The sequence below is a fragment of the Pseudomonas fluorescens Q2-87 genome (assembly GCF_000281895.1).
In the GTDB taxonomy this organism is placed as follows: Bacteria; Pseudomonadota; Gammaproteobacteria; order Pseudomonadales; family Pseudomonadaceae; genus Aquipseudomonas; species Aquipseudomonas fluorescens_S.
In genome coordinates this window covers 838,641-865,542 of sequence record NZ_CM001558.1, presented here as the reverse complement: position 1 = coordinate 865,542, position 26,902 = coordinate 838,641, and the positions used below count along the sequence as shown (strand labels likewise).

The following is a 26,902-nucleotide window of genomic DNA, read 5'->3' as shown; positions in this document are numbered from 1 at the left end:
CAAGGGATTTCATGGACCGGATCACCTTCAAACCTCTTCTACTTGCCATCGCCCTGATCAGCAGCGTCCCAACGGCCCAAGCCGCCACCACCTTGGTCTACTGCTCCGAAGCCAGCCCCGCCGGGTTCGACCCCAGCCAATACACCAGCGGCACCGACTTCGACGCCTCGGCCGAAACCGTCTTCAACCGCCTCACCCAATTCAAACGTGGCGGCACCGAAGTCGAACCGGGATTGGCCACGAGCTGGGACGTGTCCCCAGACGGCCTGGTCTACACCTTTCACCTGCGCGACGGCGTGAAATTCCACACCACCGACTACTTCACCCCAACCCGCGACTTCAACGCCGACGACGTGCTGTTCACTTTCCAGCGCCTGCTCGACCCGCAACACCCGTTCCGCCAGGCCTACCCCACCGAGTCGCCGTACTTCACCGACATGGGCCTGAACACCACGACCAAGAGCGTCGAAAAAGTCGACGAGCACACCGTGCGTTTCAACTTGAACAACGTCGACGCCGCCTTCGTGCAGAACCTGGCGATGAGTTTTGCCTCCGTGCAGTCCGCCGAATACGCGGCGCAGTTGCTGAAGGAAGGCAAGGCCGGCGACCTTAACCAGAAACCCATCGGCACCGGGCCGTTCGTGTTCAAGCGCTACCAGAAGGACTCGCAAATCCGCTACGCCGGCAACACCGCGTACTGGAAACCCGAGGACGTGAAGCTGGACAACCTGATTTTCTCCATCACCCCGGACGCCGCCGTGCGCCTGCAAAAGCTCAAGCGCGGTGAATGCCAGGTCAGCGGCTATCCGCGCCCGGCCGACATCGAATTGATCGAGCAGGACCCGAACCTGCAGGTGCTCAAGCAGCCCGGCTTCAACCTGGGCTTCCTCGCCTACAACGTGACGCACCCGCCGCTGGATCAGCTCAAGGTGCGCCAGGCGCTGGACGTGGCCATCGACAAGCCGGCAATCATCAAGGCCGTGTACCAGAGCGCCGGGCAACTGGCACAAAACGCCTTGCCGCCGGCGCAGTGGTCATTCGACCCGTCCATCCAGGACGCACCCCATGACGTGACCAAGGCCAAGGCGCTACTCACGGAGGCCGGGGTTGCGCCCGGTACCACCATCAATTTATGGGCGATGACGGTGCAGCGCGCGTCCAATCCCAATGCGCGAATGTCTGCACAGATGATCCAGCAGGATTGGGCCAAAATTGGCATCAAGGCCAACATCGTCAGCTATGAATGGGGCGAATACATCAAGCGCGCCAAAAATGGCGAGCATGACGCAATGATTTACGGCTGGACCGGCGATAACGGCGACCCCGACAACTGGCTGGGCGTGTTGTATAGCTGCGCGGCGGTCAAGGGCAGCAATTACGCCAAGTGGTGCGACCCGGCTTATGACCGCCTGATCCAGCAAGCCAAGGTCTCGAACGACCGCCAGCAGCGGATCGACCTGTACCAAAAAGCGCAGAAAATCCTCAAGCAGCAAGTGCCGATCACGCCCATCGCCAACTCCACGGTGTTCCAGCCGATAAACAGGCAAGTGACCGATTTCAAACTCAGCCCATTTGGCCTTACACCCTTCTATGGCGTGGGTTTGAAGAAGTAACACCCGCTCCATCACGGTGCGCCGCGCCTCGGCGACGCACCGTGAAAGCGCGCAAATTGCCCCGAAAAAACACGCGCAAACGATCAAATGCGTCAGAAGTTACACAGATGCGACATTAAGGTACGTTCGTGCCACTGTTTCGGACTTGTGACCGCTCTGGATCTTGCATTGGGTATGGGGCCTGCATAAGTATCCGCAGGACGACTCACGAGGTCGCCCTCAAATCCAAAAATGACAACAAATCATGAGGCCAACATGCTTAAACAAGCGGTCATTCCGTTTTTAGTCGGCGCGAGCTTATTAGCCAGCGCACCTTTCGCCCAAGCCGCGACTAACCTGGTGTTCTGCTCCGAAGGGAGCCCAGCCGGTTTTGACCCTGGTCAGTACACCACCGGAACCGACTTCGACGCCTCTGCAGAGACCATGTTCAACCGTCTGACCCAGTTCGAGCGCGGCGGCACCGCCGTGATTCCTGGCCTGGCGACCAAGTGGGATATTTCCGACGACGGCCTGACCTACACCTTCCATCTGCGCGAAGGCGTCAAGTTCCACACCACCCCGTATTTCAAGCCGACCCGCGAATTCAACGCCGACGATGTGCTGTTCACCTTCAATCGCATGATCAGCAAGGATGACCCGTTCCGTAAAGCGTACCCGACCGAATTCCCGTACTTCACCGACATGGGGATGGACACCAACATCACCAAGATCGATAAAGTCGACGACCACACCGTCAAGTTCACCCTCAAGGATGTCGACGCCGCGTTCATCCAGAACATGGCCATGAGCTTCGCCTCGATCCAGTCCGCCGAGTACGCCGCCCAGTTGCTCAAGGAAGGCAAGGCCGCCGACATCAACCAGAAACCGGTAGGCACCGGTCCGTTCGTGTTCAAGAGCTACCAGAAAGACTCCAACATCCGCTATTCCGGAAACAAGGACTACTGGAAGCCTGAAGACGTGAAGATCGACAACCTGATCTTCGCCATCACCACCGATCCGTCGGTGCGCATGCAGAAGCTGAAGAAGAACGAGTGCCAGATCACCCTCTTCCCTCGCCCGGCCGACCTCAAGGCGCTGAAGGAAGACAAGGCCCTGAAGATGCCTGACCAGGCTGGCTTCAACCTCGGCTACATCGCCTACAACGTGATGGACAAGATCAAGGGCAGCAACGAGCCGAACGTGCTCGCCAACCTCAAAGTGCGCCAGGCGCTGGACATGGCGGTCAACAAGCCGCAGATCATCGATTCGGTCTACCAGGGCGCCGGCCAGTTGGCGGTCAACGCCATGCCACCGACCCAATGGTCCTATGACACCACCATCAAGGACGCCAAGTACGACCCTGAGAAAGCCAAGGAGCTGCTCAAGGAAGCCGGCGTGAAAGAAGGCACCAACATCACCCTGTGGGCGATGCCGGTGCAGCGTCCGTACAACCCGAACGCCAAGTTGATGGCTGAGATGCTGCAGTCCGACTGGAAGAAAATCGGCCTGAACGTCAACATCGTCAGCTACGAATGGGGCGAGTACATCAAGCGTTCCAAGGGCGGCGAGAACCAGGCCATGATCATTGGCTGGAGCGGTGACAACGGTGACCCGGACAACTGGCTCAACGTGCTGTTCGGTTGCGACTCCCTGAGTGGCAACAACTTCTCCAAATGGTGCGACAAGAAGTTCGACGGCCTCGTCAAGGAAGCCAAGCGCACCACCGACCAAGGCAAGCGCACCGAACTGTACAAACAGGCACAACACGTCCTCAAGGATGCCGTGCCAATGACACCTATCGCTCACTCGACGGTGTATCAACCCATGCGCGCCAACGTGCAGGACTTCAAGATCAGCCCCTTTGGCTTGAACTCCTTCTACGGCGTCAGCGTCAGCAAATAAGGCGACCCGTGGCGAGGGAGCTTGCTCCCGCTGGGCTGCGTAGCAGCCCCTTCTATGAGCGCGATGGCGGAGTTACCCACAACGCCATCGCGAGCAGGGCTCGCTCCCACGGCATACCGTTGCTTTACGCCAAGACTTAGGAAATCGCCTACATCCAAAAGCACTGCGTACCACGGCAGTTGGTTTAGGACGTATCGCCTTTTCCCACAAGTCTTTCAGGCATTACGCATTTACCGCCTGGCCCACGACTCCTACCGTCGAGGCCTGGACGGCTTGCTGATCCTGCGGCATCGCGACGCAATGGAATGAGCTCAGTGCTCCGGGTCCCCGGAAGGACACCGGTTCACTGTTAAAACACCCCGAACGAGAGAGGGAGCGTCATGCGCCATACCTTGGTTTTATCCGCATTGCTGGGCACCGGCCTGCTGGCCGCTACATCCGCAGCCCACGCCGCCGATGGCAGCCTGGTGTTCTGCTCCGAAGGCAGCCCGGCCGGTTTCGACACGGCCCAATACACCACGGCCACCGATAACGATGCCGCTGAACCGCTGTACAACCGCCTGGCCGAGTTCGAAAAAGGCGCAACCAATGTCGTCCCGGGCCTGGCGACGAGTTGGGACATTTCCGAAGACGGCCTGAAGTACACCTTTCACCTGCGCGAAGGCGTGAAGTTTCATACCACCGACTACTTCACCCCGACCCGGGACTTCAACGCCGACGACGTGCTGTTCACCTTCAATCGCATGCTCGATCCGCAACATCCGTTCCGCAAGGCATACCCCACCGAGTTCCCGTACTTCAACGGCATGAGCCTGAACAAGAACATCGCCAAAGTGGAAGCGACCGGGCCGTTGACCGTGGTCATGACCCTCAACAGCGTGGACGCGGCGTTCATCCAGAACATCGCCATGAGTTTTGCCGCGATCCTGTCCGCCGAATACGCCGACCAATTGCTCAAGAGCGGCAAGCCGAGCGACATCAATCAGAAGCCGATCGGCACCGGGCCGTTCGAATTCAAGAGCTACCAGAAAGACTCCAACATCCGCTACGTCGCCAACCAGCAGTACTGGGCGCCGGAACGGGTCAAGTTGAAGAACCTGATCTTCTCCATCAACACCGACGCCTCGGTACGGGTACAGAAGCTCAAGGCCAACGAATGCCAGGTCACCCTGCATCCGCGTCCGGCCGACGTGCCGGCCTTGAAGAACGACCCCAAGCTGCAACTGATCGAGAAGCCTGGATTCAACCTCGGCTACATCGCCTATAACACCCGTCACAAACCGTTCGACCAGGTCGAAGTGCGCCGGGCGCTGGACATGGCGGTGAACAAGCAAGGCATCCTCAACGCCGTGTACCAGGGCGCCGGGCAACTGGCGGTCAACGCCATGCCGCCGACCCAATGGTCCTACGACGACACGATCAAGGACACCGCCTACAACCCGGAAAAGGCCAAGGAGTTGCTCAAGGCCGCCGGAGTCAAGGAAGGCACCGAAATCACCCTCTGGGCCATGCCCGTGCAACGCCCCTACAACCCCAACGCCAAGCTGATGGCCGAGATGCTCCAGGCCGACTGGGCGAAGATCGGCCTGAAGGTGCAGATCGTCAGCTACGAATGGGGCGAGTACATCAAGCGCACCAAGAATGGCGAGCACGACGTCAGCCTGATCGGCTGGACCGGCGACAACGGTGACCCGGACAACTGGCTGGGCACGCTGTACAGCTGCGACGCCATTGGTGGCAACAACTACTCCATGTGGTGCGACCAGGATTACGACAAGCTGATCAAGCAGGCCAAGGTCGTCACCGACCGCGACCAGCGCACCGTGCTCTACAAACAGGCGCAGCAGTTGCTCAAGCAGCAAGTGCCGATTACCCCTGTTGCCCACTCGACGGTCAACCAGCCGCTGAGTGCCAAAGTCGAGGGGTTCAAAGTCAGCCCCTTCGGTCGCAACGTATTCTCGGGCGTCAGCCTGAACCCATAACCGCTTAGCCGCGCAGCGAGGGCTCCCTTGGAGCCCTGACGCAGACGTCTTGCCGTAATTCGCCGATCAGGCTTTATGCAAACGTTTGCGATCTGTAAATGAGTTGTAAAAACCAATAGCCGTATCACCAAAAAAGACCGGCACTAAAAGAAAGAAAAGGAGCGTTACCCATGAAACTGAGCAGCACCGCGTTATTGGCCCTGGCCATCAGCAGCGTCACCGCGACGGCGTACGCAGAATCCCAGAGCCAGGCGGTCACCCCCGTGACCCTCAAGACCAGCAGTGAGCAAAGCGAAGCCAAGGGCTTTATCGAAGGCCAGTCCATCAGTGGCACCACTCGCAACTGGTACGCCAACGAACAATTCAAGCGTGGTGCGAAACTCACCTACCGCAAGAACGGCGAAGCACGCGAGACCGACCGCCGGATCAACTGGCTGCAAGGCACCATCATCAAGTACAACTCGGGCTTCACTGAAGGCACCGTCGGTTTCAGCACCGAACTGGCCGCCTACAACGCCATCGCCCTGGACCAGGACCGCAAGGACCTGGCATCCAACAACGGCGGCGCACCGACCACCCGTCCTGGCGCCGGTAACAACCGCACCCTGACCCGCGAAGGCGGCGACGCCGTTGGCCAGTGGAGCAAACTGGGCCTGGCGAACGTCAAGGCCCGCGTTTCGAACACCACCCTGACCGCCGGCCGCCAGAACTACAGCAGCCCGATGGTCGACGTCATCGGCAACCGTGCCCTGCCCTCCAGCTTCCAGGGTGTGAGCCTGCACAGCGAAGAGTTCGAGAACCTTGGCCTGGACATCGCCACGTTCGACCGCAACTCGCCACGTACCGAAGAAAGCCTGCGCAAGTTCCGCTCCGAATACGGCGACAGCAGCGTTGAAACCGATCACGTCAACACTGCGGGTATCACCTACCAGCCTCTGGCCAGCCTGAAGACCAGCCTCTGGGCAACCCAGGCTGAAGACCTCTGGAACCAGTACTACTTCGGCGCCACCCACGAATTGGGCGACAGCTCGGTGCTGAGCCTGACCACCGGCCTGAACTACTACAAGACCGTGGACTCGGGCAAAAGCAAGCTGGGCGAGATCGACAACGACACCTACTCCCTGTCGTTCGGCCTGACCCACCAGGCCCACAGCCTGACGTTCTCGTACCAGGAAGTGAACGGTAACGAGTACTTCGACTACCTGCACGAAACCAACGGCATCTACCTGGCCAACTCCCTGCTGTCGGACTTCAACGGCCCGAACGAGAAATCCTTCCAGATCGCCTACGGCCTGAACATGGCCGAATACGGCGTGCCAGGCCTGAAGTTCAACATCTACCAAGCTCGCGGCTGGGGCATCGACGGTACTCACTACAACAGCACCGGCTACAGCGATGTGAAGGCCATGGACGGTGAGCACCATTACGAATACGGCATTGGCGCATCTTATGCGGTACAGAGCGGCCCACTGAAAGCCACCGCGATCCGTGCGACCTACACCGCACACCGCGCGAGCGAAAACCAGGCCGACGGCAGCCTCAACGAGTTCCGCCTGGTCACCACCATCCCGTTCAACATTCTCTAAACCTTCCACCGAACGGTCGACTCACAAGGTTGGCCGTTCGGTTTTTGCCATTTAACCGATTGCAGAGGATTGACGATGAACATGATCCCCCTACGCGCCGCCATCGCCGCTGCGCTGCTGAGTGTCGCCGTTGGCGCCACCGCCAAACCCCTGGTGGTTTGTACAGAAGCCAGCCCGGAAGGCTTCGACATGGTCCAGTACACGACTGCAGTCACAGGCGACGCGGTGTCCGAAACCATCTTCAATCGTCTGGTGGGCTTCAAGCCCGGCACTACCGAAGTGATTCCCTCGCTGGCAGATACCTGGGAAATCAGTGACGATGGCCTGACGTACACCTTCCACCTGCGCAAAGGCGTCAAGTTCCACACAACTGAATACTTCAAGCCGACCCGCGACATGAACGCCGACGACGTGGTCTGGAGTTTCCAGCGCCAACTGGACCCGAACCACCCGTGGCACAAACTGTCGAGCGTGGGCTTCCCGTACTTTGAAAGCATGGGTTTCAAGGAGCTGCTGAAGAATGTCGAGAAGGTCGACGAGTACACGGTCAAGTTCACCCTGACCCGCCGCGAAGCGCCGTTCCTGGCCGACATCGCCATGGCCTTCTCTTCAATCTACCCGGCCGAATACGCCGACCAGTTGCTCAAGGCAGGCAAGGCCGGCGACCTCAACAGCAAGCCAGTCGGCACCGGCCCGTTCGTCTTCCAGCGCTACAACAAGGACGCCCAGGTGCGCTTCAAGGCCAACCCGGATTACTTCCGTGGCAAGCCGCCAGCCGATGCCTTGGTATTGGCCATCGCCACCGACAACAACGTGCGCATGCAAAAACTCAAGACCAACGAGTGCCAAATTGCGCTGTATCCGAAACCGGATGACATCCCCAGCATCAAGAAAGACCCGAACCTGAAGGTCGCCGAGCTGGATGCGATGACCGTTTCCTACACCGCCCTGAACACCAGCCACAAATACATGAGCGACGTGCGGGTGCGCAAAGCCATCGACCTGGCCTTCGACAAGGAAGCCTACGTCAACGCCCTGTTCGGCAAAGGCAACGCCACCGTGGCGGTCAACCCGTACCCACCGACCCTGCTGGGCTTCAATCACGAACTGAAGAACCCGACTCGCGATCTGGATAAAGCCCGCCAGTTGCTCAAGGAAGCCGGCGTACCGGAAGGCACCGTGTTCACCCTGTTCACCCGCAACGGCGGCGGCCCGACCAACCCCAACCCGATGCTCGGCGCACAAATGATGCAATCGGACCTGGCGAAAGTCGGGATCAAGGTCGATATACGCGTGATGGAATGGGGCGAAATGCTCAAGCGCGCGAAAAACGGCGAGCACGATATGGTGTCTGCCGGATGGGCGGGCGATAACGGCGACCCGGATAACTTCCTGACGCCTATGCTCAGTTGCGAAGCGGCCAAGAACGGCGAAAACTACGCGCGCTGGTGCAACGAGAAGTTCCAGGCGCTGATCGACCAGGCTCGCGCCACAGTGAACCCCGAGGAGCGCACCAAGCTCTATGAGCAAGCCCAGGTCATTTTCAACCAGGACCAACCGTGGATCAGCATGGCCCACACCCGCATGTTCACGGCAATGCGCAACAACGTAGAGGGCTACGTGATTAGCCCGCTCACCACCAACAACTTCGCCACTACCCAGGTGAAGTAGATAAGAAAACGCCCGGTCGCTCTTGACGCCAAGAGTGGCCGGGCACGCCTAACCGGCTGATGAGGTACACCTGAAGATGTTTAGTTTTATTGCCCGCCGATTGGGATTGTTGATCCCTACGTTCTTCGGCATCACCCTGCTGACCTTCGCGTTGATTCGCATGATTCCCGGCGACCCCGTGGAAGTGATGATGGGCGAACGTCGGGTCGATCCCGAAATGCATGCTCAGGCAATGGAACGCCTTGGCCTCAATAAACCGCTGTATGCCCAGTACTTGGACTACATCGGCAAACTGGCCCACGGTGATCTCGGCGAATCGCTGCGTACCCGTGAAAGTGTATGGAGCGAGTTCAGCTCCCTGTTTCCCGCGACCCTGGAACTGTCCATGGCCGCCCTGTTGTTCGCCGGTATCCTGGGACTGCTGGCCGGGGTGATCGCGGCACTCAAGCGAGGGTCCCTGTTCGACCATGGGGTGATGGGCATCTCCCTGGCGGGGTATTCGATGCCGATCTTCTGGTGGGGCCTGATCCTGATCATGTTCTTCTCGGTGTCCCTGGGCTGGACCCCGGTATCGGGGCGGATCGACCTGCTCTACGACATCGAGCCGAAAACCGGCTTCATGCTGATCGACACGCTGCTGGCCGATGAACCGGGCGCGTTCCTCGATGCCCTGCATCACCTGATCCTGCCGGCCATCGTACTGGGCACCATTCCGCTGGCGGTGATCGCCCGCATGACCCGCTCCTCGATGCTCGAAGTGCTGCGCGAGGACTATATCCGCACCGCCAAGGCCAAGGGCCTGTCGCCGTCGCGCGTGGTGTTCGTGCATGGCCTGCGCAACGCGCTGATCCCGGTGCTGACCGTGGTCGGCCTGCAAGTCGGCACCTTGCTGGCCGGTGCGGTCCTGACCGAAACGATCTTCTCCTGGCCAGGCATCGGCAAGTGGCTGATCGAAGCCATCGGCGCCCGGGATTATCCCGTGGTGCAGAACGGCATCCTGTTAATCGCCTGCCTGGTGATTCTGGTCAACTTCGTCGTGGACATCCTCTACGGCTTTGCCAACCCACGCATCCGTCATCAGCGCTGAGATCAAGACCATGAGTACTCCAACTACCGCGGTAGCAGTCGATCAAAGCCTGCTGTACCCGTCCCCGTACAAAGAATTCTGGCAGGCGTTTTCCCGCAACAAGGGCGCCGTGGCCGGGCTGTTGTTCATGATGTTGGTGGTGTTCTGCGCGCTCTTCGCGCCGTGGGTCGCACCCCATGACCCGAGCGAGCAATACCGCGACTTCCTGCTGACGCCGCCGGCCTGGCTCGAAGGCGGGCAGATGCAATTTTTGCTGGGCACCGACGAACTGGGCCGCGATCTGCTGTCGCGCCTGATCCAAGGCTCGCGCCTGTCGCTGCTGATCGGCTTGTCGTCGGTGGTGATGTCGCTGATCCCGGGCATCCTGCTGGGGCTGTTCGCCGGGTTCTTCCCGCGCATCCTCGGGCCGACCATCATGCGCCTGATGGACATCATGCTCGCCCTGCCTTCGCTGCTGCTGGCCGTGGCGATTGTCGCCATCCTCGGCCCTGGCCTGATCAACACCGTGATCGCTATCGCCATCGTCTCGCTGCCGTCCTACGTGCGCCTGACCCGCGCCGCCGTGATGGGCGAGCTGAACCGCGACTACGTGACCGCCGCGCGCCTGGCCGGTGCCGGCCTGCCGCGCCTGATGTTCATCACCGTGCTGCCCAACTGCATGGCGCCGCTGATCGTCCAGGCGACCCTGAGCTTTTCCTCGGCAATCCTCGACGCCGCAGCCCTGGGCTTCCTCGGCCTCGGCGTGCAGCCGCCCACCCCGGAGTGGGGCACCATGCTGGCCTCGGCCCGCGACTACATCGAACGCGCCTGGTGGGTAGTGAGCCTGCCTGGCCTGACCATTTTGCTCAGCGTGCTGGCAATCAACCTGATGGGCGACGGGCTGCGCGATGCGCTGGACCCGAAACTCAAGAATGCCGCCTGAGGAGATTCCCATGTCACTGCTAGAAATCAAGAATCTCAACGTCCGCTTCGGCGACGCCACCGCTGTGCCGGTGGTCGACGGCCTCGACCTGACCGTGGAAAAAGGCGAAGTCCTGGCCATTGTCGGCGAATCGGGCTCGGGTAAATCCGTGACCATGATGGCGCTGATGGGGCTGATCGAGCACCCCGGCATCGTCACCGCCGACGCGCTGAACTTCGACGGCAAGAACATGCTCAAGCTGAGCAATCGCCAGCGTCGGCAGATCGTCGGCAAGGACCTGGCGATGGTGTTCCAGGACCCGATGACCGCGCTCAACCCCAGCTACACCGTGGGTTTTCAGATCGAAGAAGTGCTGCGCCTGCATTTGAAGTTGTCCGGCAAGGCCGCCCGCAAGCGCGCCATCGAATTGCTGGAAAAAGTCGAGATCCCCGGCGCTTCCAGTCGCATGGACGCTTACCCGCATCAACTGTCCGGCGGCATGAGCCAGCGTGTGGCGATTGCCATGGCGATTGCCGGCGAGCCGAAGCTGCTGATCGCCGACGAACCGACCACCGCCCTGGACGTGACCATCCAGGCGCAGATCATGGACCTGCTGTTGGCCCTGCAAAAAGAGCAGGACATGGGCCTCGTGCTGATCACCCATGACCTGGCCGTGGTGGCTGAAACCGCCCAGCGCGTGTGCGTGATGTATGCCGGTCAAGCGGTCGAAGTGGGCCAGGTGCCCGAGCTGTTCGACATTCCGGCCCACCCGTACAGCGAAGCGTTGCTGGCGGCGATTCCGGAACACAGCATGGGCGCCGAGCGCCTGGCGACATTGCCGGGCATCGTGCCCGGTCGCTATGACCGTCCACAGGGCTGCCTGCTGTCGCCGCGTTGCCCGTACGTGCGCGATAACTGCCGCCAGGAGCGTCCTGCCCTCGATCCAAAATCCAACAGCCTCGCCCGCTGCTTCTACCCGTTGAACCAGGAGGTGGCGTGATGGCCGTCGTACTTACCGCCCGTGACCTGACCCGTCATTACGAAGTGTCCCGTGGCATGTTCAAGGGTCACGCGACCGTGCGCGCCCTCAATGGTGTGTCGTTCGAACTCGAAGCTGGCAAGACCCTGGCCGTGGTCGGTGAATCCGGTTGTGGCAAATCCACCCTGGCCCGAGCTCTGACGCTGATTGAAGAGCCGTCCTCCGGCTCCTTGAAAATCGCCGGCCAGGAAGTCGCCGGCGCCAACAAGGCCGAACGCAAGCAATTGCGCAAAGACGTGCAGATGGTCTTCCAGAGCCCTTACGCGTCCCTCAATCCACGGCAGAAAATCGGTGATCAACTGGGCGAGCCGTTGCTGATCAACACCAGCCTGTCGGCCACCGAGCGGCGCGAGAAAGTCCAGGCAATGATGAAGCAGGTGGGGTTGCGCCCCGAGCACTACCAGCGCTACCCGCACATGTTCTCCGGCGGCCAGCGCCAGCGCATCGCCCTGGCTCGGGCCATGATGCTGCAACCCAAGGTGCTGGTGGCGGACGAACCGACATCGGCGCTGGACGTGTCGATTCAGGCCCAGGTGCTGAACCTGTTCATGGATTTGCAGCAGGAGTTCAACACCGCCTACGTGTTCATTTCCCACAACCTGGCGGTGGTGCAACACGTCGCTGACGACGTGATGGTCATGTACCTCGGTCGCCCGGTGGAAATGGGCCCCAACGAGTCCATCTACAGCCGCCCGCTGCACCCGTACACCCAGGCGCTGCTGTCGGCGACCCCGACCATCCACCCGGACCCGAACAAGCCGAAGATCAAGATCGTCGGCGAACTGCCCAACCCGCTCAACCCACCGTCCGGCTGCGCCTTCCACAAGCGCTGCCCGTACGCGACCGAGCGCTGCAAGACCGAAGAACCGGCCCTGCGCCCGCTCGATAACCGCCTGGTGGCGTGCCACTACGCCGAGCGGTTCCTCGACGGCGCGGCGTAAAGGCATAAGGCAGGTAGAGAACCTTCGCCTTGGGTCATGTATCCGGCATGAAAAACCCCTCCAGCCTCGACTGAGTATCAGTTTGGGCTGGCGGGGTTTTCTTTTTTAAAAGAACGCCCATACAACACTGCATGACAACCGCCATACCGGCTCACTCGTGCCGCGCTTCACCGCTAAACTGCGAGAACCATGAATATCCAAAGGAGCAGGACATTGAACAAGGAACTTCCAACAGACTTTGAGCACTTCGTCGAGACACTGACGCGCTTGAGCAACAAGAACGGCTTGACCCTGGGCCGGCTGAATCGCCAGGAACTGGCGGTAATACTTTTGTACATCAGCTGCGCGCTCAAGCCCGGCGAACGCTATAGCGAACGTGACGCCACCGCGCGGCTGGATCAATGGAAAACACAATATGCTCCCATGCTGCGAAGCGATGTGGTGGAGCTGCGGCGTACGCTGATTGATGGCAACTACTGGATGCGAGAACCCGAAGGACGCGGTTATGAACTCGACGCGACCATTGTCGGCCATCCGTTGTTCATCCGGCTCGGTGAAGAGCGTCTGGAAATGCGCATAGCCGAACAGCTTCTAGCGGCTGCCCGCGCCCGTGAAGAACGCAAGAGAGCTGCGTTGCAAGGTTCCCCCCGCTAAGCGTGTGTCAAGGATCAGGGAGGGGGGCTTTTGGCGTTCTCCTCCCCTGATCGCACTTATTGCACTCTGACAAACACGGCCTGCTCGGCAAGCGAACTCCGCGCATCCGCAGTGTGAAGCTCGGGAGCCCATCGGACAAAATTGCTCAGCACCCGTCCCTGCCCGCTACTGGGCAGCAGCAGGTGCATGTAAAGCCCGCTGTCAGACGAATGAGCGACAACATCATCGGCGAACACGCGAAGGACCGGCTGACATAAAACGATGCCGCAAGCACCCAACCGTGAATTGCGCGACAGCAGATAGTTGTCGTGACTGCCGAGTAGTGGGGTCTGGGCAAGTGATGTCGCGACGCGGTCATACAGCGCAGCCTCGCTGCAACGGTCGACATCATCGATCACAATCTGTCGGGAGCCTTCCTTGACGACGTGTTGCCAAACAAATCGACTGCCCTGAAGAATGCTCGAAGCGTGCTTCAAAAAGGCCACGATCCAGCCGACGTCCGGATCGCTGCCATTGACGATACCCTCGGGCCAGCTCAGCGCTGCTTGCGTCTGCTCCCCCGTGTGCAGCGGCATTGCCCCGATATTCTGCGGATCCAGCCACGCGGCCACGGCCCGCAAGCGTGCTTCAGCAGCCTTGAAGTGCGTCGCCGATTCCGTTGATAACCTGGGCTGCGGCACGGCAGGACTTTGCGCCGGCAAATGGGCACTGAACCTGAAGCGGTCGACGATTGAGGCAGGTAACTCAACCTCATCGCCATGCAACAACTGATGCTTGACTGCCGCATTGAAGCCGTCCAGATACCCGAGGATATTACTCTGCTCCATTCCCTGGCGATGCAGATAAAACAGACTCCATTGCTCAAAGCCGAACTGTGGCAACCACGTGGAGTTTTGTGCGGTAAGAAAAAACCGCTCGGTAATGGATGCAGCCAGTTCGCTGTCCATCGTGTCGTGCGCCCAGTCGAAGCCCGACCCGGTGATGCCGTACTTCTCCCGATCATTCCAGATGGGTGTCAGCGGGTCGCAATACCACACCTGCGCTCGGAAGGTGTCCGGCCGAAAGGTTTCGATGAAGTCCAGGCTCTCTTGCACCGTGTCGATGGTTTCCCCTGGAAAGCCAATGATGAACGAGGCGTGCGTCGCAATGCCCACCGAGCGGAATGCACTAATGGCCTGTTCATAGTTCTTGCGACGTGACGTCTTGCGCATCAATGCAAGCATCTTGTCGGAGGCAGACTCGATCCCCAGAAAAACGCCTTCGCACCCTGCGCGCGCCATCAGTTCGATGGTTTCCGGGTCGCCCTGATCAGAGCGATAGAAGGAGTTCCACTTAAAGTTGTACTGGTTGTCGATCATCATCTGCATGATTTCCCGGAAGCGCTGCTTGGGCACATTGAATGTGTCATCCAGGAACGTCAGCGTATCCACGGTGCCGATCGCCTTCACCGCGTCCAGTTCGCGTTCTACATCGCGGGTGGACAAGTAGCGGTACTTACCGGCCCGCTGGGGAAAACCGCAGAATGCACAGGAGTATGGGCACGACTTGGCTGTACGCGTGGACAAAAAACGTCCGATGCCGCGCGGTTCGAACAACTTGTAATTGACGAAATTTTCCTTCAGCTCGTTGTATTCTGGCTCATCCGTACCGAACACCCACGTATCACCGTCCCGTACCGCCGTGCGGCTCAAGCCGATGACTGAACGGTTCTGGTTGAGCGCCTCCAGTACCTGGCGAAGTGTGTCCTCCCCTTCATTGCTGTTGATATAGATATCACCGCCAAGAACACTCAAGTAGTCGCCGAGCAGCTCGCGATCATGAGCCTTGAACAGACCGCTGATATAGGGCCCGCCGATGATGATCTGCACCTCAGGGGCAAAGGAGCGCACGAAGTCCACAATCTCCTGCACCGGATGGGGCATCACATAGAGGGTCGTGGTGATGACCACCGCGTTGATCGTCCCGGATGTCAGTTTTTGCGCCAGAACGTCCTTCTCTTTCTGAAAAAGGTTGACGTAGTCAAAAGCAATGCGGTGCTTGTCGAGATAGGTCCCCAACACCATCACAACCGGCCATAGAAAGTCGGCATTGTTCAGGTCCAGGTCAGCTAGCCCCTGCAATTCACGCGTCTTGTTCAGCACGCCCAATGCATGAAACCGCGAGCCCTCATAATTGACAAACGCCAAGCGCAGATCCCGTTTCGCTGCCGCTTCAGGTGCAAGTTGATCGAGCATCTGACAGTAGTCGTCAAACGAGAAATCATTGAAGCCAATGATCATGCATTTTTTAATGGGCATCGGGTCATTCCTCCCTGGAATGGAACGAGTACATACTCGCGTTTCTACTGCTTGATGGCTTCAGCCGTGGGACGTGTCCCAACGTCGCGTGTCCGGAATGAAGTCCGCGATGTTGGTATAGGCCCCAGCCTCCATACATTTGTCGACGAACAGTTGGCCCACCACAAGATCCAGGACACCCAACCCAAATGGCGAGAAAATCAGCGGACGCGAACGGTTGATCAAGCTCGGGGTCTTTAGGACTTGCGCGAGCGTGCCGTGCACAAATGAGCGATCACCGTACTTCTGCTCCGCCAGATGGGGAGAAGTATTGGCTTTCATGCAATGTTCCACATCGTCGAATACGTTGAACGCATGCCAGATGATGTCCGGGCTGATATCGCGCAGCGAGACATTCAGAATGATCTGTCCGGGCGCAAAGACATCGTCTCCCGATACATAAGGCGTGCCTGCGTTGGTGGCGAAAACAATGATATCGGCAGCACTGATAGCTGACTTCCAGCTCTCGACGAAACGCGCTTCCTGGCCTGTCCCGGCCTCTATGTGATGACGAAGCTCAGCGGCCGACCCCGCGTCCAGATCACAGACATTTACCTGACCGAACCTCCAGCCATCAGCCATGAAAAAATCAAAGATTGCGCGGGAAATCACCCCGGCGCCGACGAATGTAACATTCACCGCCTCCTTCGGATCCGCCACCAGCGCCCTTGCAGCGAGCACTGCAGACGCCGCGGTCCTGGCCGCGCTGATTTGCGAGGCTTCAAGGCATGCCACCGGGTAACCCGTTTCGTAATCGTTGAGCAACAGGACGGCCGAGGCACGCTGTAGATTTTGCTCGATGTTCTTCGGATAACTGGCAATCCACTTGATGCCCGAAATGGGCGTGTCGTTGGCAATGGCAGCTGGCAAAGCAATGATCCGATCCGATTGACGTTCTTCGAATCTCAGGAAATAACTGTCGGGGTTGTTGGTCAGGCCGGCATCGTGCTGCAAGTAGGTTTCTTCGACCAGACGCAGAATGTCCTCGCGCAACGAAGGCATCAGACTGGCGATCTGCGCGCCAGAAACGACGGTCAACGCGTGGGACGACAGGTGTCGGGAGTCTTTCATGGAAGGTCTCATTGAATGGCATCGTGTTGTAAAACCGCTGTGTCACGAGCGCTTCCTTCGGCCTCCAGGAGACTGAATTGATCTAACGTTTCGTTCAGCAGATGTTTTAGTTTCAGCATGTTTTCAGGCGAGATTCTGTCAGCCTGGTACTGCAGCTTGATAAAGCAATGATCAGTCGTGACAGGTACCCACAAAAATAGCGGCCACGGCTGATAGTCGGGTAGCTGGACCTGGGAGACAGCGACACCTTCAAGATCCCAGCTTTCAAACGGGCTTTCTGCACCGATGTGAACAGGCAGGCTCTGTCTGATTTCGGATTCGGCCATGATTTCACCGATAGAAAGACCGACGCTGTCGAAGGTTTCGTAGAGTGAGTCGGCGACTTTGAGGATGTGAGCCTGCAACGACAATTTCGAGTCAACGCGTATTCGCAATGGAATGCGCGCTGACAGGTAGGCGACGACAGTCTGCGTGCCTTCCGTCCAACGCGGCGTCACATTGGTCTGGATCAAAAAATCGTCCGTCGCGCAAAAATGTGCGAGAGCAATAGACGCCGCCGCGGTGTAAACCACAAAAGGCGTTACATCCAACGTATTACAAAGTCGGTTGATGGCCCCATGAATCTCCACACCGGGGGTCATTACATCGAAGGTCGACTTGGCTTGCGCGCTCTCGCCGATGAGCAAACCCGGAATCAGCGGGATCTTCGCGTCCTTGAGATAGTGTCGCCAGAACAGCGCCTGACGCTGATGCTCATCCTGCTCCAACGGCGCTGCCAGCGTTTCATGATCGAAAGTGAGCGGCTCCAGCAACGGTTCCGGCGCGGCGGATATCAACCCGTTGTAGGCGGTCGCCAGATCGTCGAGGATGACCTCCAGCGACCATGAATCGACAACGATGTGGTGAATGATCAGTGCAAACAGGTAACGATCCTGCCCGAGCTTTTTCAGATAGGCCCTGAACGGTATATCCACCTTCAGATCGAGCGACCGTCGGCACAAGTTCTCGATACAGTCTTCCAGTCTGGACAACTCGAACGGTTCACCATCGACGCTCAGTACGTCAGTTACCTCGGTTGCGGGAAATCGTCGAGGGCCTTCTTCCGTTTCGTAGAAGTGGGACCGCAGTTGTTCGTGACGATTGACCACCGCGTCCACCGCTCGGCTGAACTGCGCGATGTTCAATGGCCCGTCCAGTACAAAACCAATGCTCACGCAGGCCGTTTCCGCGAGGTCGTAGGCGCTGGACGCGCTCCAATAATAGCGTTGGTATGGGTTCAGTCCTTTGCCCGCCATTATTTACCCTCCATCAGACAGGCCATTTTTGCCAGTGTCGGAGCGCCAAACACGCGCTTGAGATTGATTTGAATACCACTGCGTTTCATCAGCGCGACGAGACGCATCGCCAAGAGGGAGTTACCACCCAACGCAAAGAAATTCGCCTCACGGTTTTCAATCGGACGCCCTAGGATCTGTGCCCAGATCAGCGCCAGGGTTTCTTCCTGAGGGGTCATTGCCTCCGGGGCCCCGCTCTCCTCCACCAGGTCGCTCAACTGCGCGATCAACGCTGCCCGATCGACTTTACCCGCCGGATTGCGCGGCAGTTCATCCAGAACGACGATCCGCGCAGGCATGAAATAAGCGGGCAACTCGGCGCTGATCCGGGCCCTCAGCTCAGGCTCCAGCCGCCCATCGTCAGCTTTGTCAGACGGCGTCACAAAAAGCGAGATCCTCACGCCCGAAGTGCCGGCATCGACGCAACAAGCGTGGCAGCTTCTAATCAGCCGCGAAGCCATGGCACAGGCCTCGATCTCGGCCAGCTCGACACGGTTTCCGTTGATCTTGACCAGATCGTCCTTGCGTCCCTCGAACAGGATGCCTGCGTTCACATCGCGCCTGGCGAAATCCCCGGTTCGAAAGCTCAAGCTGTCGTCGCCGGCCAAGCCACGGATAAACCGTGCATTGCTCAGGTCCGGATTGCCCAGATAGCCCAAGGCAACACTCACTCCGCTGATGTAGATCTCGCCGAGTTCGCCATCCGGAACGTCCTCCAGCGCTTCGTCAAGGAGGCGCACCGTGACGTTGGAGATCGCTTGGCCAATATCCGCTGGAGAGGTGTCGAGAGAGCACAACTTCACCGTTGTAGCGACCGTCGCCTCAGAAGGCCCATAGGCATTGATCAAACGGGTCTTGCTCGCCCAGTTGACAATGACTTCCTTGTTGCACCTCTCGCCGGCCACGATCAATGTACTCAGGCTGATCGGTAACTCGGACGGCAGCAACGACACCAGTGACGGAGGCAACGTGGCGACATCGATGCGACGATTGCACAGCAGGTTTTGCAGATTATCGAAATCTCGCAGCTCGTGGTCAGCCACGGCAACCAGACAGCCACCTGCAAACAGGGTCATGGTGATTTCGGCAATGATCGCGTCGAAACAGACCGGGGAAAACATCAGCACCCGACTGCCCTGCGTAATGCCATACGTCACCGCATGATGGGCAAGGTTAGGGATGCCCCGGTGCGAAACCATCACCCCTTTCGGTTGCCCTGTAGAGCCCGAAGTGAAAATGATGTACGCCAGGTCTTGTGGTGCTATCCGCGGTTGTTCGAAGTGCAGGGACTGCGCCGTATCCCGAGCCTGGCCGAGGGTCACGACCTTTTCAGCGACCAGGGCAGGATTGTTGCCAACGATGTACCCATCAGGGACCAGAACCAGCTTCGCATTGGCAGCGTCCAGCTGTACGGACAAGCGGGCTGGGGCGGCGTCCAGGTCCATGAGGATTAAGGCTGCGCCACTCTTCATGACACCTAGCAAGGCCACCAGCAGATCCTTGCCGCGCGGACAACCAATGACCACTATCGCGCCTGCACCAATCGCGTTGCGTGCCAGGTAGGTCGCGATTCGCTGACTGTCGGTGTCCACTTCGCCATAGGTATACAGAACACCGCCATCTTCTATGGCGGGTTCTCCTTTGAAATCGTGACTAACGCGGGCCCACTGATCGAGAAATATCTGTGTTTGCGCAACGTCGCTCGGGGGGAATTGAAGTTGTGACAAGCTAGGTTCCTTCTGCTCTGAGAAACATCAACCAACGCACCGCCGAGATTCAACCCACCATCGCGTGTTGATACATCTGGCTACCAAAGTTGGCGTCACACCACTTATCCGAATAGATCGTTTCGAGATACCGCTCACCCATATCGGGGCTGATCACGACCACTTCGTCGCCCGCCGGAATCTGTTTCCTCAGGCGCTTGACCGCAACCAGTACGGTCCCCGTGGACCCCCCAAGCAGCAGGCCGTAGCCCAACGCAACACTGCGACACATGCGGATCGTCTCGACCTCATCAACGAACTCGATATGCTCGACTAGATCCCGCTCGAGAATTTCCGGGCGCCGACTCGTTCCCAAACCGGGAATGAGCCTCTTCTTGGGCACCTCCTGAAAGTTGATCGAACCCACGGTATCGACGGCAATCAGTTTTACCTCTGGCGCTTTTTCACGCAGATATCGCGCGCAGCCTATAAGCGTCCCGGTGGTACCGGCACCGACAAACAACCATTTGCAGTTGGGGTGCTGCTGCAGGATTTCCGGCGCAGTCCAGTTGTAGTGCGCCAGTGGGTTGGCCGGGTTGGCGTACTGGTTGGTCCAGAAATACCTCGGGTCCTGACGGATCATTTCCTGAATCAAGGCAATGCGCGCCCCGAGAAAACCGCCATTTCGGTCGCGGGTGTCACAGACAATGACTTCGGCGCCGTAAGCCTTCATCAGGTTGACACTGACCTGATTGACGTTGGGATCGGTTATGCAGGTAAACGGATAACCGCGCTGCGCACAAATCATCGATAACGCAACACCGAGGTTTCCCGAGCTGGACTCGATTACTTTTCGTCCGGGTGAAAGTAGGCCCAGACGCTCACTTTCTTCGATCAGCGATATTGCAGTCTTGAGTTTTATCGACCCGGCCGGATTCAACCCTTCTATCTTCAGGTAGACCGGCACGTCGCCAATGAAGTTAGCCAGCTTGTGATACTGATTCGCACTGTAAATTTGCATCATGCTCAAGGTATCCATTTCCAAGAGAAGATATTTGACGCGAATGGAAAACAATCCTTTGTTGAAGATCGACCATTTGCGCAACGCAGAACTTTTCGGGGTTGAAATTGAGTTCGATCAGAAAATCATCTGCCGGAACCAGACCGAGAACCAAAGGAAACTCCGACTTCTCGATCCACTGCAGATTACTGAGGCGGTAGCGATCACCGACCGGCAAGTTGTCCTGAAGCTCGAAGTTTTCGACCACGAGAACGGTATTGAACAACGCCTCCAGACCAAGTCCGGCAGCACTCCGGAAATGACTCATCGAGACATGCCCTTCGTCCTGCAGGGCTGCACTGCTGCGCTGCAACTGCCGAAGGGCCTCGACGGAGAACGGCGCCTGTGCATCGACCTTGCACGGGACGATGGAAGTCATCAGCCCGATGATGTCTTGGGAGCCCTCAAGGTCGACAGGCCGTCCCGAAATAGCCCAGCCGAAGATGGGTGTGAAGCTCTGGGTGTTATCGGCCAGGATCTGTGCCCAGATACGCTGGAAGAGAACCGCAACGGTCACACCCAGCCCGGCGCAGAATCGCTCGATGCAACCCGAAAGGTCACGTCCGAGGGTAAACCGGTAGACGTTGTGATCTGCACGCGAGGAGGGCTGATAGGCAACCGGACTGGTAAACAGACTGGGCCTGGCGTCCGCCAGATAATGTCGCCAGAACGGACGATTTTCCCGCGCCTGCTGACTGGCCAGCCACTCGATATAGTCACGATAGACGGGACCGAAGACCGCCTCGGGCTGCACACCTCGGATCATCTGGTCGTAGATGGCAAACAGCTCTTTGATGACCTTGGCCACACACCAGCCGTCCAGAAGGATGTGATGGTAGGTCCAGATCAATTTGTGCGCCTGCAAACCATCGGACAGCAACGTGAAGCGAGTCAAAGCAGGCGTCGCAAGATCAAAGATCCGTGAACGATCATCCTTCATCAGGCGTTCATATTGCGCCGGATCACCATTACCCGCGATGATCGGCCAACTGCAAGTTGCCTTCTGCAGCACATATTGCACCGGTCCCGCCACCGCATCCCAGAAGAACCCCGTGCGCAGGATCGGATGACGCTCGGCCAGCACCTGCCACGCCGCATCCAGCACACTGATGTCAACGTCACCATTAATGTCCATGACGTACTGCAGTGTATAGGTGTCGTCATCGCTCATCAGGTGCTGGAACAGGATTCCCTCCTGTGTCGGTGACAACGGATAGATATCCGCCGGTACGGCGCCGACGCCTGCAATCAGCGACTGCAACTCATCGTCCGTCAGATCGACATCCGGATAGTCGCCGGGCACCCGCACCACGGCGCCCGCCGTGCAATGCTCGATGATCTGGGCCAATGCATCGACGTAGCGCGTCGCAAGATCCCCGGCCTCCTGCGGGGACAGGATCCCGTCGTCGTAATACCAGTCGATTTCAAATCGACCCTGGGCAATCCTTGCCTCGATCTCCAGTGCATGTTGGCGTCCGTTGCGCGGGTCCACCGACACCTGATCGAGGAGACTCAGGACCTGGGCAGACGGCATCGACACATCCGGGTCATCAAATGACACGTTGTCCCATTGCCCGAGATAGTTGAATTGCACCATGGGCTCGGCAGCAGGAATCACCCGGGACTCATTGAACAGGTAACGCAGCAGACCATACCCTACACCTCGTTGCGGGATATCCGCGAGTGTACGTTTGGTCGCCTGAATCAAACTTCCAAGCCCCTCTTGGGGATCATTCAGGCATACCGGGAACACAGAGGTGAACCAGCCTACCGTGCGGCACACGTCGACACCTTCCAGGACGCTTTCACGGCCATGTCCTTCGAGGTTGATCGCAATGTCCGGTCTCGCCCGCCAGCCGGAAAACGCCCGGACCAGCGCGGAGATCAGAATGTCATTGATATGGGTGTTGTAAGCCGCAGGTACCTCCCGGATCAAGGCGTTGGTCGCCGCGCAACTCAACCCCCGGGACAACATTGCGGTGCGACCCGATGGTCGCCGGTTCAGGTCAAAAGGTATCGCAGCGGGAATTGCCTCGATGACCCGCGACCAGTAGGCGGTCTGCGACAGGACATCGTTCTTGAATGCTTGGCCGTGACTCGCAAGCTGCTGCGCCCAAGCGCGAAACGGGGTGACCTGCGCAGGAACCGTGCTGCCGGCATAGAGGCGCAGATAATCCTCGACGAGGATTCGCAGGGACACCGCATCGATCACAAGGTGATGCGCCACCAGCACCAATAGATTGGTGTCGGGATCCGGGGTGCGAAACAGCACCGCACGAAACAAATCGCCCTGCTCGAGGTCGAGACCGGACAGAGACTCGTCCAGCACCGCCCGGATATGCTCCAGCGATTGATCGATCGATGCAGCCAGTTGCGCTGTCCTGCAACTCGACTGCACATCGACGGGATTGGCCGGAATAGTCTGGTCGTATCCATCGCCGATCTTGAACTGCGCACTCAATATCGGATAGCGCTCCAGTATCTTGTAAGTGATCGCGACAAGGGTATCGGCCGCGACGGGACGGTGAATCTCGACCGCCGTGCCGAGACACCAATGGTCAGGATTGACTAGCTGCTGTTCGGCGAACCAGCGCTGTACAGGCACCAGTGCTGTTGCACCGGTCGGCGGATGAATTTCTCCGCGGGCGGTACAGTGCAGTGGCCGCACTGCCTGGGCGATTTCGGACAGTGATCGACTGGCAAAGATACTGTCAAGATCAATTGTCATCCCATCACTTCTCAAACGAGCGATGAGTTGCAACGCACCGATCGAGTCTCCGCCCGAAGAGAAGAAATTCTGCTGCAGGGCAATCGTGTCATCGCCGATGATTGCACGCGCCGCAGCCAGCACCATCGTGTCGAAGGACGTGTGCTGCGAAGACGTCGGGTGTTGATCTTTCGGAGCCGAAGTTTCGTCACCGACCATGGGCACACCTTGCCAGCCCAGCCACTCTTGCAGCGGGCGATGTGCTTCACAGATATAGGTCAGTGCACTCAGGAAATGTTCGCACAGCGCCTCTGCTCGCTCCTCGGAGACATATTCAGGATCGCGAATGAAATCCACAGTGATGGCATCTGCGCTGCTAAGGACTTCAACGGCAAAGGCAAACTCGGTGAGGTCAGTCACCTGCGTGAGTTCGACCGTGACGCCGGGGGCCTCAAGCACAGCCCAATCCGCCAACGTCTCGACGTTCAGCACCGTATCAAAAGCGCCGTTGGCAAAACGCGAACGCGTGCTGGCCAACGCCTCGTTCATGTATATCGATTCGAAGCGAAGCAGCTCGGCGATGCGCCTACTGACCGCCTGGAGGCTGACCTCGGGGCTCTGCGTCGCCGCCAGTGCCAAGGGAATCGGCAAGGTATTGGCGTACATCCCGATATCATCCAGCCCAACCCCGGTGTCGGCACGCCCCGAGACAATCATTCCAAATAATTGGTGCTGCCCGCCATTTATTGCATTGAGTGCCATCCCCCAGGCCGTTGCCGCAACAGCGGCAATCGTGACCCCGGCACGACCACACAGCCTCGCGATGCCCTGCTCAAGTGCCGCGGGCAGTCGTCTTTTGAAGATTCGATGTTCGACCGGTTTCAAGGACGGCTCAGCAAGCTTGTCTGCTACGCAGACCGGCACATGGAAGGGCTCCAGGAGGTCCGACCAGAGTTGCTGATCCTCCCATTGCAAGTGGAATTTTTCCTGGCCGGCGATATAGGTTGAAAATGCATCCTGCGCCACCGGCGCTCCCGAGAAGACTTCGCTCATCAGCGCAAAGATCGATGCACCATCGAGCACGAGATGGTGGACACTGAGGATAAATTGATAATCCTGGCCCCCAAAATGGAACAGATGCACTCGATAGAGCGCCGGCTGATCCAGCTCGAAACCGGTCTGTTTTTCCTGAACGAGGAAGTCTTCCACATGCTTGCGCTGGTGCTCGTCGTCAAGGTGCAAAAGACTGGTCCGAGACCATCGTAGTGGAGCGTCTTCGACAACGACACGCACCGGTTGGCCCGTCGGCGCGAGAACGAACGCGCTGCGCAGTAACTCATGGTGTTGATGAGCCTTGCGCCACCCGTCTTCCAGCACGGCACCGCCATCAGGCAGCACCATGCGGAACGAATACTGCAGCACGTAAGTCGTGCGATGACGGGTTCGTAGCGACTGAACGTAGATGCCCTTCTGCGCCGGCGAAATCTGCTTGAAGGATGATGAATCGCCCTTCGCTTGTTGCGGATTCAAATGTGTAACGCCCGCCCTAGCTGCGGTGCCGACCACCGCGTTTTGGGTTCTGGCCACTTTGAGCAGCCCGAGCGTGGTTGGATGCCGGAAGATGTCCCCGAGAGTGAAGGCATATCCGTGGACCTTTGCCCGTGCAATGAACTGCAAGGCGAGAATTGAATCAGCCCCCTGCTTGAAAAAATCGTCGGCGGGTCGCAACGCCGGGTTACGCAGCAATTCACGCCAAGTCTCAAGCAGCGCCTCTGCGCCGACACTTGCAGTTGTCGCAACGCTCTGTACGGTGTCAGGCGCCGTTGTTTCATTAGCGATGGCCGTGAGTTTTTTCTTGTCGATCTTGCCATTGGACGTTTGGGGAAGAGACGACTGAACCCGGAACTCGGATGGAATCATGTGTTCCGGCAAGACGTCGTGCAGGTCGAGACGCAACCTATCAAGATCGGTTGCGGTGCCCTCCTGCTCGACGATGAAAGCCGTCAGGAAGGCACGAGTGCGCGAAGTGTTGAGTACCACTGCCGCCTGTTTGATGTAAGCCAGTCGCAGGATGCCGAATTCGACCTCACTCAGCTCGATCCGGTGACCTCGCACCTTGACCTGATCATCGGCCCGACCGTGATAGTGAAAGACACCCTCGGCATCACAACTGACGAGGTCGCCAGTCTTGTAGGCTCGGCGGCCATCGACAATGACAAACGCCTTGGCAGTCAGGTCGGGGCGACCGATATAGCCGAGCCCCACCGCAATCCCTTCGACGTAGAGTTCGCCGACTTCACCTACGGGCAAAGCTACCCGGTCAGCATCGCGTACGACCAGCCGAACACCGCGTACCGCCCGCCCGATCGGGATCGCCTGGTCAGCCGCAGGCATCCGGGTAATAACCTGGTGAGTGATGTCGTCACTGCATTCAGTTGGCCCGTAGGCATTGACCAAAGGGACGTGAGGCTTGGTCGCCAACCAACGTTGGGCAAGTGAAACGGGCAGCACCTCACCCGTGGCGACGAGGCAGCTCAAACGGTCGAAGCGTGCGTTTTGGGCATCCACGCAAATCGCATCCAGAATGGCCAACAGATGACTCGGCACCACTTGCAGGATATCGATTTCGTCGAGCTCGATCCGTGCCCCCAGACGATCCAGATCAAGAAACTCCGAACGGGTCAGGATTGCCGTACGCCCGCCGCAGATGAGTGGCGCCAGGAATTGCCAGACGGAAATGTCGAAACTCTGTGGCGCTGTTTGCGCCACGTTGGGTGCCTTGTGCATGCCCAGATCTTCGACTTTGGCCAGCAGATGATTAAGCATTCCACCATGATGGACCATCGCCCCCTTGGGCATCCCTGTCGAGCCAGAGGTGAAAATCACATAAGCGAGACTGTCGTCCGCCAGTATGCAGCGCTCGAACGGCGACCCGTCCTTAAGGCCTTCGAGCCGGACCGGCATTGTCAGAAGCCCAACATCGTCGATCAGTAACTGGGCGTCGTCTTCCGCTATCAGCCATTGGCAACTGCATTGCTCCAGCATATAGGCCCGCCGATCCAGCGGCAGAGTACGATCCAGAGGGAGATAAGCGGCCCCTACCTTGAACAGGCCAATCATCGAAATGAGAAATCCGAGTCCCCTTTCCAGACCGATAGCGACAATATCGCCCGGCCTGACAGATGCGACGCTCAGCATGCGGGCGAAGCCGTCGGATATTTCGTCAAGATCGCGATAGCTCAGACTGTTGCAGCCATCCGAAGCTGCAATGGCGCCAGGCGCCCGCCGAACCTGCTCGGCGAATACATCCAGAAAATTGTCCATAGCATTCCA

Annotated in this window: 16 protein-coding genes; 10 read left to right on the top strand and 6 right to left on the bottom strand. The window is 58.6% G+C overall.

The features are described 5' to 3' along the window. Window positions 1-11 precede the first annotated feature (11 nt). From PFLQ2_RS23735 to PFLQ2_RS23780, 10 genes are all read left to right on the top strand, one after another. Window positions 12-1,613, top strand: coding sequence for an ABC transporter substrate-binding protein (locus PFLQ2_RS23735; protein ID WP_003177951.1), 1,602 nt, complete (start codon window positions 12-14; stop codon window positions 1,611-1,613). A gap of 255 nt (window positions 1,614-1,868) precedes the next feature. Beyond that, window positions 1,869-3,494, top strand: a complete 1,626-nt coding sequence (locus tag PFLQ2_RS23740; RefSeq protein WP_003177949.1) for an ABC transporter substrate-binding protein — start codon at window positions 1,869-1,871, stop codon at window positions 3,492-3,494. A gap of 380 nt (window positions 3,495-3,874) precedes the next feature. Then, window positions 3,875-5,476 (top strand): ABC transporter substrate-binding protein, encoded by a 1,602-nt coding sequence (locus PFLQ2_RS23745; RefSeq protein ID WP_003177947.1) that lies wholly within the window; start codon window positions 3,875-3,877, stop codon window positions 5,474-5,476. A 170-nt stretch (window positions 5,477-5,646) separates the two neighbouring features. After that, window positions 5,647-7,062 (top strand): OprD family porin, encoded by a 1,416-nt coding sequence (locus PFLQ2_RS23750; RefSeq protein ID WP_003177944.1) that lies wholly within the window; start codon window positions 5,647-5,649, stop codon window positions 7,060-7,062. Window positions 7,063-7,137: 75 nt separating this feature from the next. Beyond that, a complete protein-coding gene (locus tag PFLQ2_RS23755; RefSeq protein WP_003177942.1) occupies window positions 7,138-8,733 on the top strand; it encodes an ABC transporter substrate-binding protein in 1,596 nt (531 codons plus the stop codon). A gap of 76 nt (window positions 8,734-8,809) precedes the next feature. Next, entirely contained in the window at window positions 8,810-9,820 is a 1,011-nt protein-coding gene (locus PFLQ2_RS23760) for an ABC transporter permease subunit (protein ID WP_003177940.1), read from the top strand. Between the two features lie 10 nt (window positions 9,821-9,830). Beyond that, complete coding sequence (locus PFLQ2_RS23765; RefSeq protein ID WP_003177939.1) at window positions 9,831-10,742, top strand: ABC transporter permease subunit; 912 nt, start codon at window positions 9,831-9,833, stop codon at window positions 10,740-10,742. A 10-nt stretch (window positions 10,743-10,752) separates the two neighbouring features. Then, window positions 10,753-11,721 carry an ABC transporter ATP-binding protein gene (locus PFLQ2_RS23770; RefSeq protein WP_003177938.1) on the top strand — a complete coding sequence of 323 codons (969 nt, stop codon included), beginning with the start codon at window positions 10,753-10,755 and terminating at the stop codon, window positions 11,719-11,721. Then, a complete protein-coding gene (locus tag PFLQ2_RS23775) occupies window positions 11,721-12,701 on the top strand; it encodes a peptide ABC transporter ATP-binding protein (RefSeq protein ID WP_003177937.1) in 981 nt (326 codons plus the stop codon). Before PFLQ2_RS23770 ends, PFLQ2_RS23775 begins: the two co-directional genes overlap by 1 nt. A 213-nt stretch (window positions 12,702-12,914) precedes the next feature. Further along, a complete protein-coding gene (locus PFLQ2_RS23780) occupies window positions 12,915-13,355 on the top strand; it encodes a DUF2087 domain-containing protein (protein WP_003177936.1) in 441 nt (146 codons plus the stop codon). A 56-nt stretch (window positions 13,356-13,411) separates the two neighbouring features. Here PFLQ2_RS23780 and PFLQ2_RS23785 read toward each other — a convergent pair whose 3' ends face one another. From PFLQ2_RS23785 to PFLQ2_RS23810, 6 genes are read right to left on the bottom strand one after another with little or no spacing between them, the layout of a single operon-like run. Beyond that, complete coding sequence (locus PFLQ2_RS23785; RefSeq protein ID WP_003177935.1) at window positions 13,412-15,652, bottom strand: PhpK family radical SAM P-methyltransferase; 2,241 nt, start codon at window positions 15,650-15,652, stop codon at window positions 13,412-13,414. Between the two features lie 60 nt (window positions 15,653-15,712). Further along, window positions 15,713-16,762 carry a 2,3-diaminopropionate biosynthesis protein SbnB gene (gene sbnB / locus PFLQ2_RS23790; RefSeq protein ID WP_003177934.1) on the bottom strand — a complete coding sequence of 350 codons (1,050 nt, stop codon included), beginning with the start codon at window positions 16,760-16,762 and terminating at the stop codon, window positions 15,713-15,715. Window positions 16,763-16,770: 8 nt separating this feature from the next. After that, window positions 16,771-18,057, bottom strand: coding sequence for a condensation domain-containing protein (locus PFLQ2_RS23795; RefSeq protein ID WP_003177933.1), 1,287 nt, complete (start codon window positions 18,055-18,057; stop codon window positions 16,771-16,773). Beyond that, window positions 18,057-19,823 (bottom strand): non-ribosomal peptide synthetase, encoded by a 1,767-nt coding sequence (locus PFLQ2_RS23800; RefSeq protein WP_033045908.1) that lies wholly within the window; start codon window positions 19,821-19,823, stop codon window positions 18,057-18,059. Before PFLQ2_RS23800 ends, PFLQ2_RS23795 begins: the two co-directional genes overlap by 1 nt. 49 nt (window positions 19,824-19,872) lie before the next feature. Then, window positions 19,873-20,826, bottom strand: a complete 954-nt coding sequence (gene sbnA / locus PFLQ2_RS23805) for a 2,3-diaminopropionate biosynthesis protein SbnA (RefSeq protein ID WP_003177931.1) — start codon at window positions 20,824-20,826, stop codon at window positions 19,873-19,875. After that, window positions 20,783-26,893, bottom strand: a complete 6,111-nt coding sequence (locus PFLQ2_RS23810) for a non-ribosomal peptide synthetase (RefSeq protein WP_003177930.1) — start codon at window positions 26,891-26,893, stop codon at window positions 20,783-20,785. Before PFLQ2_RS23810 ends, sbnA begins: the two co-directional genes overlap by 44 nt. Window positions 26,894-26,902 lie beyond the last annotated feature (9 nt).